The organism is Nitrospira sp. (assembly GCA_016715825.1).
GTDB lineage: Bacteria > Nitrospirota > Nitrospiria > Nitrospirales > Nitrospiraceae > Nitrospira_D.
The window spans coordinates 575,780-594,378 of sequence record JADJXO010000001.1 but is presented as its reverse complement, the minus strand read 5'-3'; the positions used below and the strand labels follow the sequence as shown (position 1 = coordinate 594,378).

Here is an 18,599-nt window from a genome sequence, read left to right as displayed (position 1 = left end):
GAAAATCTATCTGGATGAAATGAGCTAGGCTCGAAAAAGTGGACGCCTTCAACCTACAATCAGAGGTCTGGAGGTGTGAGATGGAACAGATACCGCGGCAGCAGTATACGAAGGAGTTCCGAGAGCAGGCCGTGCGGCTAGTCCTGGAACAGCAGGTGACGATTCCGGAGGCAGCCAGGCGCCTGAGCATGTCGGGCAAAACGCTCAAGAACTGGGTCGGGCGAGCTCGGCACGGCCAGCTTGCGACAGTGGGCGCGAGCCGACGGCCCGTGACGGGCTAGGCACGAGCTGTCCCGGCTCAAACGTGATCTTGCGGAAGCACGGATGGAGCGCGACATCTTAAAAAAGCCACCGCGTACTTTGCGAAAGCGCAGCTGCCCGGTACGCGCTGATGAGGACGCTGCGTGCCCACTATCCGCTGAGTCTGTTGTGCCGGGTGCTGGAGTGTCTCGAAGCGGCTACTATGCCTGGCAGTATCGGCGGCCGTCGAAACGCGATCAGGAGAATGCGCGGCTGGAAGTGGCGATCCAAGCCGCCCATGTGCGCACCCGTCAGACGTACGGCCCGGAACGGCTTCAAGCCGAATTGCATGCCGACGGGTTCCCCGCTGGGATCGGCCGCATCAAGCGACTGCGGAAGAAACTGGGCCTGCGCTGTACCCAGGTCCGCCGGTTCACGACGACCACGGATTCGACGCATGCGCGGCCGGTCGCGGACAACGTATTGGCGCAGACCGTTGCCGCCACACGACCGAACGAGACCTGGGTGACCGACATCACGTACGTGCCGACCGCGGAAGGCTGGCTGTATCTCGCGGGCATCAAGGATTTGTTCACCTGCGAGGTCGTCGGACATGCGATGGGGCTCGGATGACGACGGCGTTGGTGAGCCAGGCGCTGGGCGCGGCGGTATGGGCAAAGCGCCCACACCCGGGACTGATCCACCACTCCGATCGTGGCTCACCGTATTGTGCCCAGGCCTATCAAGATCAGGTCCGCCAATGTGGGATGACCGCGTCCATGAGTCGGCGAGGCAACTGCTACGATAATGCTCCGATGGAAAGTTTTGGGGCACGCTGAAGAACGAACTGGTGCATCACCGGCGCTACGAGACCCGTGAGCAAGCACGGCGCGAGATCGCGGAGTACATCGAGATCTTCTATAACCGACAGCGGCGGCACTCACGCCTCGGGAATCGCTCGCCAGTGGCGTTTGCCCAGCAGTGGGCCCGTCAACAACCGGCGGTGTGAGGCTGTCATTCATGGCGTCCACTATTGACAACCGAGGTCAAACACATCCACCTGACCATGGCTTCGTTGCTTCACGCACGTGGGATTGACTGCGTCACGACACGGGACACTGGGAACTTGGGCTGTTCTGATGAAGCCCAATTGGTCTTTGCCGCACGCCACGGACGGGCAATCCTCACGTTCAACCATAAAGACTTCCTCCAGCTCGCCACACAATGGCATGAAACCGGGCGCTCCCACGCTGGCATTATTCTTTCCAAAGAACTCGCCATTCCTGAACTCATCCGTCGGCTTCACCGATTCATTACCCACTACGCAACGACAGATCTCACAAACTGCGTCATCTGGCTCCCCAGCATCCCGCATCACTCCTGATACGGGAAATTATCCTCACGCTGTTGAGCCAACCGTCATCACACAGCACTCCGGAAATAGGACGTGGCCATACCTATTGAGAAACGCTCGTACTGCTGATGCCCCCCGGAGGACAGGCTCTCCGGCGCTCCCACCGACCTCTTCGTGTTCGTCTTGACGATCAAACAAAGACTCCCGATAACCATCTCGAAGTCTCCTCTTGTGGAGTATAGAGTCGTCGCGTGTGACGCGGCGGCTCTCATCCACCTTAACCGAGGAGGTTGCGATGATGTGTTATGTCGGGATCGATCTTCATGCCACCAACAGTGTGGTGGTAATCATTGATGACGCGGATCGGATACTGTATCAGAAACGCCTCCGCAATGACCTTGCCGTGATCCTCACGGCCTTGACACCGTATCAGGCCACGGTGCAGGGCGTGGTTGTTGAATCCACCTATAATTGGTATTGGCTCGTCGATGGACTCATGGACGCGGGCTACCGCGTGCACCTCGCTCATACGCCGGCACTCCCCCAGTACAGTGGCCTCAAGCATGCCGACGATCAGCATGATGCGCGGTGGTTGGCGCATCTGCTCCGCCTGAGGTTACTTCCCACGGGCTACATTTATCCGAAAGCGGAACGCGCCGTTCGGGACTTGTTGCGCAAGCGCAGTCAGTTGGTACAACACAAGACGATGGTCGTCCTGAGTCTGCAAAGTCTGCTCACGCGACTCACCGGGAACCGCCTCTCTTTGCCGCGACTCCGGGCCCTCACCTCGGAACACATTCAGACCCTCGTGCCATTTCCCGAACAGGTCCAGACGGTTGAGAGTTCGCTGACGGTGCTGCGGTGTTTAGAACACGAAGTTCGCACGATCGAAGACCAGGTCCGGGAGACGGGGCGGAGCCAGGCCGGGTATGCGCTGCTGCAGACCATCCCTGGCATCGGGCCCATCTTAGCGGGCACCATTCTTTTGGAAGCCGGCGACATGCAGCGGTTTGCGACCGTCGGGTACTTCGCCTCCTATTGCCGGTGTGTCGGCAGCGAACATCTGAGCAACGGCAAACGCAAAGGGGCTGGGAACACGAAAAACGGGAACAAGTATTTGAGCTGGGCTTTCATTAAAGCGGCCCACTTCGCCATTCGCTATGAGACGGTGATTCGGACCTACTATCAACCCAAGCAGGCACGGACGCATCCCCTGGTGGCGCTGAAAGCCGTGGCGCATAAACTCGCACGCGCCTGTTATCACATGTTGCGCGAGCAGGTGCCGTTCGACCTGCACCGCGCCTTCGGGTAGACGCAGATGATTTGGGGTGAGGCTGGGAGCTCGCAAAGGGGTTGGGGCATGACCCCGCACTCCCGATTAGCCGCAGTCTTCACCCCGTTCTCCCCATCGCCACGGGCGTGGGGACTGAGACGCCTCGGCGGTGAGCCATGATGGGGTTGGCACCAGCCCGCTGGTAGCCAGACGTCCTGTGCGTATCGACGGTGGACACGGCCGGGCACCGACGGTTGTCTGGGGCACGAGGTGCCAGGGGCCGGAGCGGATCCCCATGGGGCTCGCTCCTCCGCCTTGATCCTGATGGGTGACTGGTGCGGCTCAGGTACGAGCCGACACGATTGACGAGGACAACCGGGATGCGACGGGGTCCTGTGTCTGGAGGCGATGGGCGATGTGACGGTCTCGCATAGCCCCACTGCAGAAACGAGAGGGGGCGCGATGTGTGCTGCCCTCTTGACCGGGCCTTCGAAATGGGCGACCCCTTTGCTTGCACCCTGATTCGATGTCACACCTCCACTCGAACAGTACGGGCACACTCAGCCGAGTCGAACCAGGCCGAAAGATCATCAAACGAACCGGCGTGTATTTCATCAGTGTTGAGGCCATGCGGCAGGTCCTCACGGAGCCTCGAGTATCCCTTCTTCATGTGATTCGGACGCGCCGGCCACGGCCGTTGGCCGAACTCGCCAAACTCGTGTACAGGGATTTTAAGAACGTGCGTGCCGATGTCACAGTCCTACACGATCTTGGACTCGTTGAGGCAAAGGCAGGACCTCGGTTACGAGATGCCGTGAGCCTGTCAGTGCCCTATCAGCGCCTTCAATTAGAGATAGCCGTCTAGCCATGAAAACGCATGGCCTACTGTGTAAGGCTCCGCGCGTTACCTGGTTCGGAGGGAATCATGTTGTTCACCCGAATCACCAATTTCCCAGGAGAGCACAGCGCGCTCATGACCGCTTCACTTTCTTCTTGACCACCAACTAAAGACTGCGGACCCCTTTATCTTCTGCGCTGTCAGTTTCTTCTGCTTTGTATTACAATCACGCATATTGCCTGGAGGACTTGCCAATGCGATACCGCGTCGTTTTTGAACAAGATGAAGATGGGGTCTATATAGCCGAATGTCCATCCCTTCCCGGGTGTATGAGTCAAGGAAGCACACGAGACGAGGCGTTGACCAATATCAAGGATGCCATGGCGGGCTACCTCGAAAGCTTACGAATTCACAATGAGCCAATCCCCCCATCCATTTGGGAAGAAACCGTGGACATCGCCCTGTGAGCAAATTGCCTGTCCTATCAGGCCAAGCCGCGGTTCGTGCACTGAAGAAGATTGGCTATCGAGTAGATCACCAAACCGGAAGTCACATTATCTTACGACAATCCAATCCTCCGCACCGACGACTCACTGTTCCTCATCACACTGAGCTGGCAAGAGGTACGTTACGCAGCATCATTCGCCAAGCCGGTCTAACGGTTGAAGCATTTAGCGCATTGCTCTAACGGATGCACGCACACAGCTGAACGCTACCACCTTCTCCTGCTCCTCCTTCCCCTTCGGTCCCAGCAGCCCCTGCTGGGGGGGAGACCGGGGCGATGAAAGTAAGGCGCGGGGAGCAGATGGCGCGCGCACTCAATTCACCATGGCGCAGGCGCGCAGCCTCTTACCTTGCATCCGGGCTCCAACGAATACTTTTCAACCTTGTGCCCCATTCACCATTCCGCGATGCACAAAACAGGATCTGCTCCCAGAGTTTTATTCGCAATCAACTGCTTCAGGCAAGGCGTCCCTCTTGCGCGAATTCGCCCAGGACGGCTGCTTCCAATTGGTGGGAGGTCACGGCGCAAGAGCGCGGTACGTTCATGCATGGCGGCGACTACTCGCTCATAGCGGGCTGCCGTCTGGCGCGATCATCACCCGTTCAGGAAGTGTTCCCGCCACTTGGTGTTCGAAACCGATTGCCGAGCAAAGCATTCACTCCGCCCTACACTCCTCCGGAACCTATCGATGCACAGAACAAGATCTGACCCCCAATTTCCGCTCACGCGTCATTCGAGATTGGATGCAGTGGTACAACCAGGAGCGCCCGCATCAGGCCTTGGGCTATCGAAGCCCCGTCCAATATCGGGCGCGACAAGTAACCCAGGTGGCTTGATTTCAGGGGAGCACTACAGATTCCGCTTATACTATGGCCCCGAACTGGTCGCCGATCGGTTCGTCGCCTGGTGTGCGGACCGAGGCATCGAGTTGCGTTACATCCAGCCAGGCAAACCCGCGCAGAACGGTTTCATCGAACGGTTCAATCGGACGTATCGTACCGAAGTGTTGAATGCCTATGTGTTTGAGTCGCTGGATCAAGTGCGGGAGATCAGTGCGGACTGGTTACTGACCTATAACGAAGTGCGGCCCCATGATGCCTTGGCAGGCTTACCGCCGGCCACGTATCGGGCTCAGCTGAACGCTGAAAGTTCTCCATTGCCAGTGTCTCGTTGACAGGGGAGCTTACACGCCTTAATCTTTTTATTTTCAGCGTTGTACGGATTGCTGATTAAGACTACACCTGTTGAGGGGACCGTCAAACCCAGGCTAGCTCACGTCTCTTTCGCAAACATAATTCTGGCAAAATCATTGTTCTTGTAAAGCTAACCCAATCGAAGTTTAAACTGCTCGATATCTTTGAGAACGTTCGATGTAAGTAATAAACCGAAGCCATGGTGTCCACTAATTCCTACTAGTTGTAGCGGTCCTGGGCTCCTCTGCGTTGGTGGCCAATCATGAATCCAGATAGGACCACCACTCATTCCTTTTTCTGCCAGGTGGTGTGAATACATGATTAACGACCTCTCTGTTTTATCATCGGTATCGATCGTATCGATTGTTGTTTGGGCTAGATGCTGGAGAAATCCGATGTCATCCACTTTGTCAGGCCCATGAAAATCATAAGTATCATATCCAGCGATATTTATAGGCTGTTTTCTTGGGCTTTTTGGATTGATTTTTGGATTGAATGTTTGTATCTGAGATTTTTCATTACTGCCCCAATAACCCAAAGGACTATTGTCGAGTTCTTTAAATTTTAAATCACCAATGTTCTGATTAAGTTTAATGAGTCCATAATCGGATCTGGCTGTCTCCTTATCTACCCCGATATCAGTAACGTGTGCTCTCCGTGCAGGCGGTAGGGGTTGCCTTAGATAGGCTTTAACTCCTGCCTTCCAGCTCATAGTGAACGCAACATTTCTAGAAGCATCTGCTATCTCATGTTTGCCAAAGAAAACTCCTTTCTATTGACGCCAGGAAATACAGATATGGAAGATACTTGCAACGGTGTGGGGCCTCTTTCTTTTGTAGATACAATAGCAAAGAGATTGTGTGCCGCCGTTAAAATATGATTAGGACTTATAAGGAACCCGGATCCTTGGAAAGGCATCACCTCCTGAGTATCTGGATCTTTAAAATCCATGAGCAGGGCACAGTTCCACCGCCAAGGAATTTCCAGAACATTTTGACGTTTGTCTATTAATCTTCTTTTATTTCTTACAAAATCTTCCTGCTCGACTTCGGGCTCCAGTACTTTGTTCTTTAGACTTTTACCCAAAAAGAATGATAGTTATCGCTATAATTGGGTATCCAGATTACGGCAAAACATTTTCCCGTGAGGGTAGCTTTAGTTGCGAATAAGTTGGCGGCGTCACAGTTAAATGTTGGACGAAAGGAGATGACCCCTTCAGGAAAATGTTCTTTTGTAAAACTCTTCCCACCTTGTACGTAATATCGATGGTTGAACGGATGTCCATTGATATATTTTGCAAATGAAAGCCTTTTTTGCCCTGCGCCAACTTGGTAAGCTTTTCCAGCAACTTCTAGGAGATTTTCTCCTTTCTTGATCCGATAGAACATTCCAGCTTTGGGTTGACTCGAAATTTGTATCTCATGCTGTACAGCTTCGTCATCATATTCTTCCTTCAAGCTTTTCTCATCTAGTCTATCCAAAAGCTTCCCAGAAGTTATTAGTTCTTCGGCTTCTTCACTTACTTTATCTAATACTTCCGACTCCAGGGCCTCCTCGGTCCCGGGTTCTGCTAATCCTTCCTCAGCATCTTCAGCATCTTCAGCAACTCCACCCTTGTCATCAAAGGCGGTCAGGACTTCCGTTGCAACCTCAGGCTTGACTTCATCTTCATCGTTCCAAATCTCTGTTTCACCCCGAGAGTTTTCAACTTCGGGATCAATTTCACGCGAGAGTCGGGTGCCCTTGATCTTTTTCTTGAATAAAAATGCAAATTCAGTCCAAGCCCGACCACGGCTATCAGTCTTGAAGCCATCAAGAGTCGGCAACCAACGGGTCTTCAAGGATCCGAAAGCAGGACCAGTTGGTTTCTCTAGTCTCGTAAAAGGATCCATTTCCCCGATAAAACCATCGGAAATTGACACACCGAATATCACAGTTCCATGGCCCAATCCCTCGTTAAATTTTAAGACAATGACAGGCCCCCTGCTCTCCTGAAGGACGTCGCGCAAATCGGCCAAGGTCAACTTGACATCTTTCACAATCAATTTTGCGCCAAGCTCAGTTGCGAGTGACTCAAATGTTAGCTGCGCAGCCGGAACGGTCACGCGCTTCCCTGAAGACAATTCAAGGACCATGCTTTCTTTCGGCCATCGCGCAAGTGCATCGCTCTTGTTTACAAGCGATCGTAGTTCGGTGCGTCCACCACTATAAATGAATTTTACTTCCAGTTTGCGAAACGTATCTATGACATCATTCAGCGACGTATATTTCTTTGCACCCGGCGTCACTTTTGACCAGGATAGAATAGCGGCCGCCCAACACTTGAGTCCAATAGGTTGGACCACTTCGGGGGGTGGCATTAACCAAACATCCGTTTCTGGAGGAATACCCACCAGCGAATAGCACTTTCCTTTGGGGGGGAATTCCCACCAAGGGATATTGAAGTCCGTATCAACACAACTCACTCGTGGAGAAAAAGAGATAACACCTTCTGGAAAATATTCTTTAGTGAAACTCTTTGTTGCTGGTGTGTGGTAACGCCAATTGAACGGGTGGCGATTGATGAGCTGTGCACGTTGTATACGCACAGACCCCGCTTTCTTCTTATAGGCGGTCCCAGCAATTCCTAGCAGACTATCGCCTTTTTGGATGCGATAAAGGTGATTTGCTGCTGGGGATAATTTAATAGATTTCGCCGATGACACTGGTGGAGGAGCCACAAATTCACTAAATTTTTCCGGTCCGACGATACTCGGAGTTTCGTTGATCAACTCGCCCTCAAGTTTCTGCTCCCAGGAGATCACGCCTAATTCCTCGTTTTCTGGCGCTACAATCATCTCCTCTCTAATATCTTCTTCAGCTTCTTCGGCAAATTCCCCCTCATAGAATTGTTCTTTGTCTTCCTCATTTGGGTCTTCCCACGCAACTACAGCTTCATCTTCATCATTCCGTGATTCTGCCATCAACTCTGCTTGCAAGAATGGACTTTCGATCCGTTGTTCAGAAACACGGACAGGTTCCAGCTCCCTCTCGAACTCGTCATCCAAAAATGGCGTTTCTGACTCTTCTGATTCTATTGCATCTGGATAGTTTCGAGGGTTTTTCATAGCACTCCCCTAATCAAGTAGTCCTGTGATTGAGAACCATCAAGTCCATCATCCGATATATTTTTTAAAAGATGTGTCGGGCGAAGATCACACGCTGTGTGCCGGCATAGGCACTACCCGTACTGAGGCCGATAGGCTGCGTTCGAACGCCGTGACTCGTCCGTCCTCTTTGTACCAAAGTGCGCCGCCCCTTTCCGCGACGAGAGAAGAAGGTCTGCAGACTGGGAAATGGGAACACTCCTCCCGTCGAGGTCGCTCCGCTCCCCTTGCTCACATTCGAGAAAATGGGAATCTATTCCACTCTCGCTCCGGAACGCGTATGGATATGGAATCATGCGCCAAAGTCCCTCTCACTTCACGTTGCTGTAATCGCGTTTACGGATGTTGTGGCCTGAAGACTGCTCCCAATCGGCGATGATTTGGAAATTGAGATTGCGCAGGCTGCCAGGCGCGGCGGCGTCGTACAGTATCCGGGCGTCGGAGGCCCGACCAACACCGTCCGATTCAATGACGTTGAGCAGTTGAGACAGCAGGGGGGCCATGCGGAAGAACTGCTCCGACTTGCTGTGCGCCGGGCATCCGACCCGCTTGGCAATGTTGAACAGGCGCTGTTCTGGGCTGGGGCCCTCCGCGCGCAGATCTCGGACGACCGGGTTGTCTTGCTCCAGCGTCAGATGAAACCAGGACATCATGCAGACAAACCAGTACTCCTCACGCGAGAGGCGGCCATACTGTCTCCGCATGAGCAGCATGTCGCGGAGCTGGTTGGCGAAGTTGAAGATGCTGGAGTCATCGGTGGGATTGGGACCACTGGTGGTGCTGACATTGATGATCCCAATGTAGATATGGTGGAGCAGATTTTCAAAAACATTGACGAACTCTGTATTGGCAGCGTCTGGCTTGTGGAGCGGATAGACCTGGTCTTTCTCCGTTGGGTGGTTGAGCTCCATGCCGAACATGCGCCAATACCCGTTTCTGCGCGTGGCGCCCTGGTCCGGACGGATATTACTGTCCACCGTGGATATGAGGAAGGGAGCCGGCATGCGATAGAACAGCTCCTCCGTGATGCGCAACCAATGCTGGGTCTCGGGCTGAGGCGCGCCAAGTGTCTCGCCATAGGAAAACCCCTGGATGACCTTGCGGAAGATTTCGTAGATCCTCGTGTTTTCGATCAGGAAGGCATAGATCCAGTGCGGCCAGAGCTGGACATTGGGCCAGGTCGCGCGGATGAAGGGTTCCGGCGTGCCACCGCTTCCTTGCTGCGTGAAGGAGCACAGCAGCCCATCTAACAGGCAGTCAGGCAAGGCGCGCAGGTCGCTCCGGCGGTCGGGTTGGCCCAGTACCACGTTGCCGTTAGCATGCTGCCGGACGCTCCAGCCCAATTCCAAGAGGATGTTTATCTGGACGGGATGGGCCTGGAACAAGGCGCGCACACGTTCGGAATTGATTTGTCCTGTTTCATCAACAACGATTCTATTGAACATGATAGATCACTCCTCTAGTCTCTGATGCCACGGTACTGTTTCATTCAGTCGGAAGAGTCGTAACCTGCTTGCTGTCCGGAGCAGGAAGCGGCCACAACGGCTGGGGTCCTTCCACCAAGGTCCGCAGCCGTTTCTCGATCTTGGATTGCCGGTTCTCTTGATTCGTCCCTGAGGCAGCCTCCTCCGCAGTTGTGGCACTCGCATCCTCTGAGCTTCTCCGCTCGCGTCCCGAAGCGGTTCTCCGTCTTCCTTCAGATTCTGACGTTGACTCCATGCTCATATCTGCGCCCCTTTCGTGTAAGGATGGCAGTTAAACGCTGACGGTTTCGGTTTCAGTTTCAGTTTCGATTCCTGTCCCAGCCCACCGCATCCAGTCCGCTTGCTGCCGGACCAGGGCGACGGCCCGCGTGGGCTCCACGGCAATGCGGTAACCGGTCAAGGCCAGAATCCGCAGGGACTCGGTCTCCCGCCAATGGGAGGAGAGATAAAGGCTCTTCCCTAGCTTTTCCTCCATATCCAGAAGCGATTGTGGGGACACCCTGCCGGGGTCGATGAAATGGACAAGCGACCGGGATCCGAAAGCCCGCAGCGGTTTGCGCAGGCAGAGCGTCGCCACCTTGGGCAGGGCCTGAAGGGACTCGCGCATCAAGGACCTGACCCCGGAAGCGGCCTCCGACAAGGGGTAGCGAAACCGCCAGGCTTTCTCCATTCCATCCCAGGGACCCCGGCCGTACCACTGCCGACACATCTCGACTCCGAGGAGGACCCGGATATAGCTGATGGGATGGGGATCGCCATCTAGGAATCGGAAGACCGAGCGCGGGCTTTCCGCCACCACGTCGTGCAGGCCGGCCACCGCCGCGTAGCCCGTATGGGCGAAGGCAAACGTATCGGCAGTGATCTCCGAAGCCCAGCTGGCCCAGGTCGGCGCGATCGGCTCCGGCAGTTCACGGGACAGAGTCTCGGCGAGTTCCCCGTTCCATCCCAGGATATGGGCAACCTGGTGTCCCGCCTCGTGAACGAGAGCCGTAGGCCGGTAGAGATTGTGGCGGGCCAGCTTGATGGCTGCGGCGGGATTTATCGTACGTCTATCCCAGAGGCGAAGGCCCGCCTTCAAGATGGAGGCGCCGAGGCCCTTGTCGATATAGGTCAAAACTGCGGGCGTTGGTCTATTCAAGGGGCTCAAGAGGGCCCGCATACTGTGGAAAGCCATCCGGTCGCAGGCCCTCAGGAGGGCGACTATCTGGGGGTTGGCCCGCGTGTTGATGGCGTCGAGGTAGAAATCGAGCAGCGTCTCCACCCGCTGGTATTGAAAACGCATTCGCACGATTAGCTGTTGTAACTTTTCCAAGGCTTGTTTCGTGTCCGCCAGCCGCCACAGATGGCGCAATTGCCCGATTTCACCCTGTAAATTTGAAACGGAGCCCTGCAAGGATTCACATAACCTCAGATTTAAATAGTTCTCCAAGCCAGCCAAGGCGTCAGTGGCGGCGAATAGATTCAGCTCTCCGAGCCTGCCACTGGCGGCCGCCCAGTGCTCGATCTGTCGGCCCAACTGGGTGCGGACCTCCATTTCCAGGTTAACCATGGCGGTATCCCGGTTGAATCTGCAAGCGTGTGGAATCGGGTGTTCCCTCGAAGATATCAGCCGGTATGCGACCGGGAGTATTCCCCAGGATCTGCCGGACTTCTGCCAGGCCCGGAACCCCAAGCAGCGTGATATGGATCGTCACACCGTCTTCCAGATGTTCCGTCGCCGAAACGAACCGCTCCTCCTGGTTCCTCAACCCCTGAGACAAGACGCCCAGGACCCAGTCCTTCAGGCGGGATGCCAGCAGTTCGGTAAGGTACGGGGGAACCCGTCTCCACGCAGAGCCGGAGCCGGCCCCCGGCATGACCGCTGGATGCGCGATGCGGATTCCGTGTTGCCCCACCGGCGAGAAGTTCCGCCTGAGGCCTTCGGACAAGAGGCTGCCGGCCATGGCCCAGGCGCCGGGACTCGTTCGCGCCGCTTTGAGTCTCACGGCAATGTCCTGAGCCGCCTTTTCGCCTAGAAAAAGATCGATTTCGATTTTCCCTGTGACGAAATCGAGGGTCAAGTTGGTCCCTGAAGGCCGTCGGAGCCCTAGGAACCCTTCTTCCAGAACGGTTTGGGGCTGGGTGCCAGGGAGTTCCAGGTAGTAGAAACGCTGGCCGGGCAAGATGCGATGGCGATCGCTCAGGTACGGGGCCGGGACGTTTCTGCCCAGGGCCGGCTCCCCCAGAAGAAGTCCGGCCGCCTGGGTGGTTAAGGGGTGCAGTAGGGCATAGTTGAAGCCATATCCGCCACGCAGCCCGGGTACGTAATTCTCTTGGTTGGCGATGTCGAACAGCTCCGTGCCCGGAAGGGCTTCGTAGAGATGGATCTCCGCTTCCACCCCGCTGCCGATTTCGATACCCATTTGCTCATTTAGGAAGGACTCCAGGGAGACCTCGCCGAAGGACATGACTTCCCTGGCCGCCTGGGCGCTGATTCTGCGCCGTATGGATCGAATGGCCTTCTTGTAGCGACGCCGGGCACGACGCCGGTGCCGTCGCTTGCGCAGAGGCAGGCGTAGCCAGGCGTTCTTCGTGTTCCCTGACGGCCGCAGATGGGGCCTTCGCCGGTAGGCTTCTTCAGATAGGAGAGGAGGCAGGTTATCGGCGGCCGCCTTCTCGAAGGCGGCCACCACCTCGACCTCCAGCAATTCTTCATGCTCAAAGACCGAAGCAGGCAATTCCAGGCTGTTCCGCACCGTATCTTCGACCATGCCCGCCACAGCTTCGGCTGCCGCCTCCCTCTCGTCTTCGGGCTCAACCTCCAGTTTCATGAGCCGCAATCCGACGTCCACAAGTGCCGTAGCAACGAGGCCATTGAGATCTTTCTTCTTGATGAATCTCCCGGTAAGCTTGGCGACATACTTGGCTAGATACTTGATCACCTTGTCCCGGCCGACAGCCTCGATAATCGGCTTGGCAATGAAGCGGATCGTTTGCAAAACCGCGACGACGAACTGCTCGATGTGGGGGGTCGGATCCTCGTGCTCCTTCAGAGAAAGCAGCTGTTCGACGAACTCCTCGCGCGCCTCATCCAAGGCCCATGATGGCGCCTCCGCTTCGGGCATTGAGTCGACCTCCGGCACTTCTTCTTCAATGGCGGAAGCAGAATGCTCCCCTAGCAAGGCGGAGGCCAGGTGGAAATCCAGTTCGTTTTGTAAGGGTGCCATGCCGGCCGAAAGCCATTCCCGTAAAGGCTCGTCGTCCGCATGCTCTTTCTTAATCAGTCTCTTGCGCAGCATGTCAATGAGAGGGAGATACCGGGTCGGGATATGCTTTTTGATGGACTTAATTTGCAGGACCTTCGTCAGCAGGGGCTTGGCAAGCTTGGCCAGCTTCCTCAAAGCAAACTTGAGCGCCGGCTTGAGGATCCGTTTCCCGACCTTTCGCACGACCTTCTTGATCTTGTTCTTAATACCCTTCCAGCGCCTCTTCCTCTTTTCCTTGCGGCGTTTCCGTCGTCGTTTCGCCCGACTTCTGAAACCTTCCTCTATTTCCGGTCCTTCTCCCTCGATCTCCCCTTCCTCGGAAAAGAAGGATTCCACCCACAGATCCTTCTGTTCGTCAGGCATATTTTCCAGGTCGACCTCGTCGATCTCGGCGATCATGTTTTCCAGGATAATTTCCAGGTCTTCTTGGACGGGCGCGAAATGACTCTCCAATTCCTGCAGGACTTGCTTCTCCGCAAACCCGCTGTTCCCGTTATCACTGGTTGGAACTCGGCCCCGATAGTGATCCGCAGCTTCTGCAGCGAGTTGGTACATCTCTTCGTCGAACTCTTCGTTGTACAGCTCCGACATTAAGGCCGTCAGTTGGGCTTGGCGGGAATCGACTGGCTCCTCCGTCCCTTCGAGAACTTGGTAGTCGGAGACGAAGGGGGTCTGCAATCCGTAATCGGAGGGTGCTGCGGATTCGGTGTCAATCGCCTCCTCCCCCTCTTCCAAGGGGGCATAAGTCTGCGACTCCAGGAAGGGACTCACCGGTTTGTAGGTTGGGGTGTTGGATTTCATGCTTGCTCCTTCTTAGGACTTTTCCGGTAGTACCCGTCAAAATGTTTTGATACCGAATTGCGCGAAAAGAGGTATTACGCACATGCAACCGAAAACCCCGAGCAGGCACATGGCCATGTCACAGCTGCCTACCCCACGTCTTTCCCTTCGAAGATGCGCGCGGTGGAGCTGCTGAAGAACCTGGGCAGCCGATCCTGGGCGACTCGATCTCGGAGTGCGCCCTGCGCTAGGCGATTTGCGCGAAGATTCCGATCGACGACATGAGCCGAGTGGTGGTCGGATGTCGCACGACTGGTCTCTTGAAGAATCTTCATCGCCCCTCGGCACTCACCGACCAGCTCCATATCCTCCTGTTCCGCTACCAGCTGTCGAATGGTGTTAGGGATCATTAGGGGATAATTCGCGAAGAGCACTCGAATCGTGTTCACCAGCGTACCTCACAGCACCGCTGTGACCTATCGTACCGGGCACACCCTAGACGAACCGTGATGAGTTGCCCATAGATCTGTGGATCTAGAGACACCAACACAATGGATCTATAAAAACTAGATCTTTGTTGGCCCGGACAAGCCGTGACGACGTGACCTGAAGCAGAACATTCCGCACAGTTGAGGTGAACGTTGGTGCAGTCGTGCGACGGAAGGGAGGGTCAGGATCGAGGCGCTGTGAAACCCTGCTCTTTGAGCTGGTTCACCGCTGCATGGCGACTGGGCAAGTGCAGTTTGTCGAGGATGTTGTGGACGTGGTTTTTGACCGTCGAGACTTCAATCTTGAGCCGAGTGGCAATTTCCTTATTACTCAAACGATCTTCTATCAACCGTACGATCTCCGCTTCACGGCGGGTGAGGCGCGTTCCATTGTTCCTCGGATCCTCGTCTCTCCGGCACGCGAGCTGTGACATGCGTCCAAAGGAAAGGTGCGCGATTCTTGCCGAGCACAGCGTTTCTCCGCGCACAATCGCTTTGATATTGTTCACCAAGCCCTCGACCGATGCGTTGGTCACCAGATACCCGGAAGCCCCGCCCGTCTCAATGCAAGAGAGGATGTCGTCCTCATTGTCCGGTACGTCAATAACCAGTCTCTTCACTTCTGACGACAGAGCGCAAATCTGCTCGCGATATACTCCCCCTTGACGCAAAAGACCAAACTCCACGATGAGCAGATCCGATCGGTCCGAACCGAGGACTTCTTCAAGTTCTTCCAGCCTGGACGCCGTCTGTGCGATCGCGAATGACGGCACGTGCTCGAGGCAGCCATGTAAGCTCTCTCGAAGCAGCTGATAGCTATGGAGGATTGCTATGCGGATTCTCTGGTCCTGCATTACGACCCGTGATTATCCACTGGAGACATGCTCGAGATTCTTCTCTAATGCGTTCCTAATGGATTGCAAACCTACCCTTGTCGGTCGGCTTCGTCAATGCTCATCAGTGTCACGCAAGAAGCATTCCGCTACGGTGGAATGCTTGTCACATCGATGATGATCCCTCAGCGATCAAAACATTTTCTGGTTATCGTTCTAAGCCTACTACTTCATTGAACTTTCTTCTTGTCGCTCGCACAGGGTTTGTTTTTGGTCTCAATCGGACTGTATCAAAGCGATACATCCGTAGGAGGTTTGAATGAGACCTGTATCTAAAACGATTCTGTATCCTAAACGATTCTGTGCTGAACCGTTTTGGATACAGGAGGGTTTGGATTTTCCCTGTTGTCATGGACACAGGGAGAAACCTCCATTCATGTCGTTCCCGACGCCAACTCATCCCGTGACCGAAGGATGTGTGAGCGAGCCGGTCTACCCGTGAGCCAGAGCTCTGAAGCACAGCCGCCTCCCCGAGCCTCTGGTCCGAAGCACTTCGCTGTAGGTATTCTTTACTTGGCCTCGCGCATTCGATATGAAATAATGCGCGTGTGGCTAGGCCGTTTCAGTATCACTTCGAATGGGACCCTGCAAAAGCCACACAGAATCTTCGCAAGCACGGTATCCCCTTCGAACAAGCAGCCATGATCTTCAAGGATGCAGCCGCCCTTTCGCACTTTGACGAAGGCCACAGTGAATATGAAGAGCGCTGGATCACGATGGGAATGGATGCCACAGAAGTTTTATTGGTCGCTTGCCATACGTTTCAGGAAACAGCCGACGACAGCGCCACGATCAGGCTCATCTCTGCTCGCAAGGCAACGAAGACTGAGATGAAGCAATATCGGAAAGGATAACATGAAACCCGAGTACGATTTCTCCAAAGCTGTTCGAGGAAAATTTTTCAAGAAGGGGGGCGAGTTAAATTTGCCTATCTACGTCGATGGCACGACGCGAAAACGACTTGAGCGTCTAGCCAAGCGGACTGGCAAACCAGTGGCTGAACTTGTCAACCATCTACTTAAGAAAGACATCGAGCTACTGGAAACGCTGTCGTAGGTTCATGGGGCACACAACTGCGCCTCAAATTTCTCCCGCCTTGACGAGCTATATCTCCCGCAGGATTAAAAAAACGCCATGCCGGCGTAGGTGACGGTAGAGTTATATTGGTCGGTGATGCCGCGGTCGTAGCGGAGCACTTGCCCTTTTTCCGCTTGGATGAGTCGCAGCAGGCTATAGATAGGCGAGAAGCCGGAGATGCGACGCTGGTCCTGTTCCTTTTGAATATATTGAGCGAACGCTTCCGGCTGCAGTTCTTCCACGTGCTTGAGCATCTCGAGATCTCGCTGCATGGAGCGGTGAAACGAAAAATCGGTCGGTGGCGCACTGTCGCCGTACCGCATGCCGAGGTGCGCCAACTCCCCGGCCGCAATGATGCCCACACGTTGGGTGGAAACACTCATGGCGTCTCGAAGGGCTGTGAGAAATCGATCCACAGAAGCTCGAACGGTTGGATCATTCAGGCTCATCGCGGAGAAAGACGACAAGACCGGAACAAGCGTGAATGGTTTGCCGACGGTGGTTTGCAGAAATGGGAGCTGAAACTCGATGGCATGTTCTGATTGGTGGGCGATATCTTCTTCAAAATATTCCGGCACACTTCCCTTCACATGATCCACGATCGTTCGGTCGGCCTTGACGACTCCCAACGGCGTCTCAAAATCCTTGTCGGTCACCGCAAAGAGATGCTCCAGCCCCGCATGAGCGGTCCCGATGATCACATAGACATCCGGCTGTTCACATTCTTGCAGTTCCTTATAGGCCCAGGCGTAGACCGGCCCTGCTTGCTTCGGCTCATAGGTCGGCGTAACGAGTCCTTTGATCACCTTTCCACGATTCTCAGACGGCTTAAAGTCAGGCCCTTCACCCGACGAAAAGAATCCATCGACTTGCTTCTTTAACTTCGGGCCATCTGCCTCGTAGCTCCGCCCGGCACATGCCGCCGGCCGGATCGCTTGCTGTCGATACGCGAGTCGTGCCTGTTGCCGCGCCCGTTCGGTTCGAGCGCCTTCCAGAAACAGCTTCTCGTCCAAATCGGCCACCAGCTGCTCCACTTTGCTCGGCATCAGAAATTCACCGAACCGTTTCAGATACAGTGCACCGATGTCCTGGATGGAATGGTCTCCATCGAAATGTTGCACGATGAAGAAAAGTTGAGCGGGAGGACCAACTTCTCTTTGCTCAAGCGGCTGGGGTCCCAGAGCACGACCAGTTGATCTTCCCCCTGCTTAATAGGAGAAAATTGCAGATTTCGCAGGACCGGATACTGAGTAGAATCTTTCACGATTTCGGACGTCATAGCGGAGGCTATTTTATGAGACGGACGACAGCAGCTGCAACCGGCTAATGACGGTCAGGCGGATGTTCTTGGCTTTTTCGTGACAGCAGGAAGAGCGCGCCCACGACAACCATCAGCAACCAGATCGTCGGACGACCGTAGGAAGCATCCGAGTAGTCAATCAAGTCAGTTAACCGTCCAATTAAGAGCGACATGCGAGCCATGACCGTGTAGCCGAAGGCCGCGCCGAACGAAATCATCAGGAACATGATGCCGGTTCTGGCCACCGCCTTGCCCGCCCCGGTATGCTCGATTGAAAAGAAAAAGTAAAAGAGGACAGAACTCACCCCAAGCAGGATGATGATCGCGTTCAGATTGCTGGCGGGATTGAGGAGATTCATCGAAAAGGTGACGCCGTCCGACCCTGCGAGCGACAGGAGTGGTCGAATGGTATCCTCGACCTGCTTCAGGATGAAGGAGGAAATGGTTCGAGGAATCGCCAACCCCGCCCCCATTCCGACGATCAAGGCGAAGGCATAGCGCGACATCCAGGCCGCCTTCGGCACATACCTGGTCAGCATGAGCATTCCAATAGCCACAGGAATGAGGAGGCTGATCTCCCCCTGTTCCACGATCGGCTTAACGACCAGGTGGACGAGGACGGTATCGTAGGCTTTGACGATCGTGTAGCCGACCGAGACACCGACATAGAGATGTTCCGCCAGCTTGAATAACGGATTGTCTTTGTACAGGAATGAGAAGATCAACAGGGTCAGCCCCGTCGCCACCCAAGCCCCGAATACCGTCGCGTCCATGCCGTTCCTT

At 55.0% G+C, this 18,599-nt stretch carries 19 protein-coding genes and 1 pseudogene; 10 read left to right on the top strand and 10 right to left on the bottom strand.

The window, feature by feature from the left end:
* Positions 1-80 precede the first annotated feature (80 nt).
* The 8 genes and pseudogenes from IPM58_02900 to IPM58_02865 all read left to right on the top strand — a co-directional run bounded on the left by IPM58_02900 (position 81) and on the right by IPM58_02865 (position 5,384).
* Positions 81-1,249 (top strand): annotated as a pseudogene (locus IPM58_02900) (IS3 family transposase).
* Positions 1,250-1,273: 24 nt separating this feature from the next.
* The gene (locus IPM58_02895; protein MBK9306045.1) at positions 1,274-1,624 is read left to right on the top strand and encodes a DUF5615 family PIN-like protein; all 351 of its coding nucleotides are present in this window, start codon (positions 1,274-1,276) and stop codon (positions 1,622-1,624) included.
* Between the two features lie 265 nt (positions 1,625-1,889).
* On the top strand, positions 1,890-2,906 hold the full coding sequence (locus IPM58_02890) for an IS110 family transposase (GenBank protein ID MBK9306044.1): 1,017 nt from the start codon (positions 1,890-1,892) through the stop codon (positions 2,904-2,906).
* A gap of 487 nt (positions 2,907-3,393) precedes the next feature.
* Positions 3,394-3,732, top strand: a complete 339-nt coding sequence (locus IPM58_02885) for a hypothetical protein (GenBank protein MBK9306043.1) — start codon at positions 3,394-3,396, stop codon at positions 3,730-3,732.
* A 227-nt stretch (positions 3,733-3,959) separates the two neighbouring features.
* Positions 3,960-4,172 (top strand): type II toxin-antitoxin system HicB family antitoxin, encoded by a 213-nt coding sequence (locus tag IPM58_02880; protein MBK9306042.1) that lies wholly within the window; start codon positions 3,960-3,962, stop codon positions 4,170-4,172.
* Positions 4,169-4,393, top strand: coding sequence for a type II toxin-antitoxin system HicA family toxin (locus IPM58_02875; protein ID MBK9306041.1), 225 nt, complete (start codon positions 4,169-4,171; stop codon positions 4,391-4,393). Before IPM58_02880 ends, IPM58_02875 begins: the two co-directional genes overlap by 4 nt.
* A gap of 290 nt (positions 4,394-4,683) precedes the next feature.
* A complete protein-coding gene (locus IPM58_02870) occupies positions 4,684-5,046 on the top strand; it encodes a transposase (GenBank protein ID MBK9306040.1) in 363 nt (120 codons plus the stop codon).
* On the top strand, positions 5,043-5,384 hold the full coding sequence (locus tag IPM58_02865; protein MBK9306039.1) for a transposase: 342 nt from the start codon (positions 5,043-5,045) through the stop codon (positions 5,382-5,384). Before IPM58_02870 ends, IPM58_02865 begins: the two co-directional genes overlap by 4 nt.
* Before the next feature lie 149 nt (positions 5,385-5,533).
* Here IPM58_02865 and IPM58_02860 read toward each other — a convergent pair whose 3' ends face one another.
* The 7 genes from IPM58_02860 to IPM58_02830 form a co-directional block, all read right to left on the bottom strand.
* On the bottom strand, positions 5,534-6,115 hold the full coding sequence (locus IPM58_02860) for a hypothetical protein (GenBank protein MBK9306038.1): 582 nt from the start codon (positions 6,113-6,115) through the stop codon (positions 5,534-5,536).
* Positions 6,116-6,473: 358 nt separating this feature from the next.
* Entirely contained in the window at positions 6,474-8,510 is a 2,037-nt protein-coding gene (locus IPM58_02855; protein MBK9306037.1) for a hypothetical protein, read from the bottom strand.
* A 350-nt stretch (positions 8,511-8,860) separates the two neighbouring features.
* Positions 8,861-9,994, bottom strand: coding sequence for a hypothetical protein (locus tag IPM58_02850; protein MBK9306036.1), 1,134 nt, complete (start codon positions 9,992-9,994; stop codon positions 8,861-8,863).
* Between the two features lie 310 nt (positions 9,995-10,304).
* A complete protein-coding gene (locus IPM58_02845) occupies positions 10,305-11,498 on the bottom strand; it encodes a hypothetical protein (protein ID MBK9306035.1) in 1,194 nt (397 codons plus the stop codon).
* A gap of 76 nt (positions 11,499-11,574) precedes the next feature.
* Complete coding sequence (locus tag IPM58_02840; GenBank protein ID MBK9306034.1) at positions 11,575-14,079, bottom strand: hypothetical protein; 2,505 nt, start codon at positions 14,077-14,079, stop codon at positions 11,575-11,577.
* A 128-nt stretch (positions 14,080-14,207) separates the two neighbouring features.
* On the bottom strand, positions 14,208-14,507 hold the full coding sequence (locus tag IPM58_02835; protein MBK9306033.1) for a hypothetical protein: 300 nt from the start codon (positions 14,505-14,507) through the stop codon (positions 14,208-14,210).
* 221 nt (positions 14,508-14,728) lie between these two features.
* Positions 14,729-15,400, bottom strand: coding sequence for a response regulator transcription factor (locus IPM58_02830; protein MBK9306032.1), 672 nt, complete (start codon positions 15,398-15,400; stop codon positions 14,729-14,731).
* Positions 15,401-15,987: 587 nt separating this feature from the next.
* Here IPM58_02830 and IPM58_02825 point away from each other — a divergent pair.
* Together IPM58_02825 and IPM58_02820 are read left to right on the top strand one after the other, a co-directional pair.
* Entirely contained in the window at positions 15,988-16,293 is a 306-nt protein-coding gene (locus tag IPM58_02825) for a BrnT family toxin (GenBank protein ID MBK9306031.1), read from the top strand.
* 1 nt (position 16,294) lies between these two features.
* The gene (locus IPM58_02820; GenBank protein ID MBK9306030.1) at positions 16,295-16,495 is read left to right on the top strand and encodes a hypothetical protein; all 201 of its coding nucleotides are present in this window, start codon (positions 16,295-16,297) and stop codon (positions 16,493-16,495) included.
* A 65-nt stretch (positions 16,496-16,560) separates the two neighbouring features.
* Here the strand turns inward: IPM58_02820 and amrB are convergent, their stop codons facing one another.
* From amrB to IPM58_02805, 3 genes are read right to left on the bottom strand one after another with little or no spacing between them, the layout of a single operon-like run.
* Entirely contained in the window at positions 16,561-17,562 is a 1,002-nt protein-coding gene (gene amrB, locus IPM58_02815) for an AmmeMemoRadiSam system protein B (protein ID MBK9306029.1), read from the bottom strand.
* 20 nt (positions 17,563-17,582) lie between these two features.
* Entirely contained in the window at positions 17,583-17,780 is a 198-nt protein-coding gene (locus tag IPM58_02810; protein ID MBK9306028.1) for a hypothetical protein, read from the bottom strand.
* A 59-nt stretch (positions 17,781-17,839) separates the two neighbouring features.
* Positions 17,840-18,589: a hypothetical protein gene (locus IPM58_02805; GenBank protein MBK9306027.1), complete on the bottom strand. Its 750-nt coding sequence runs from the start codon at positions 18,587-18,589 to the stop codon at positions 17,840-17,842.
* Positions 18,590-18,599: the final 10 nt, after the last annotated feature.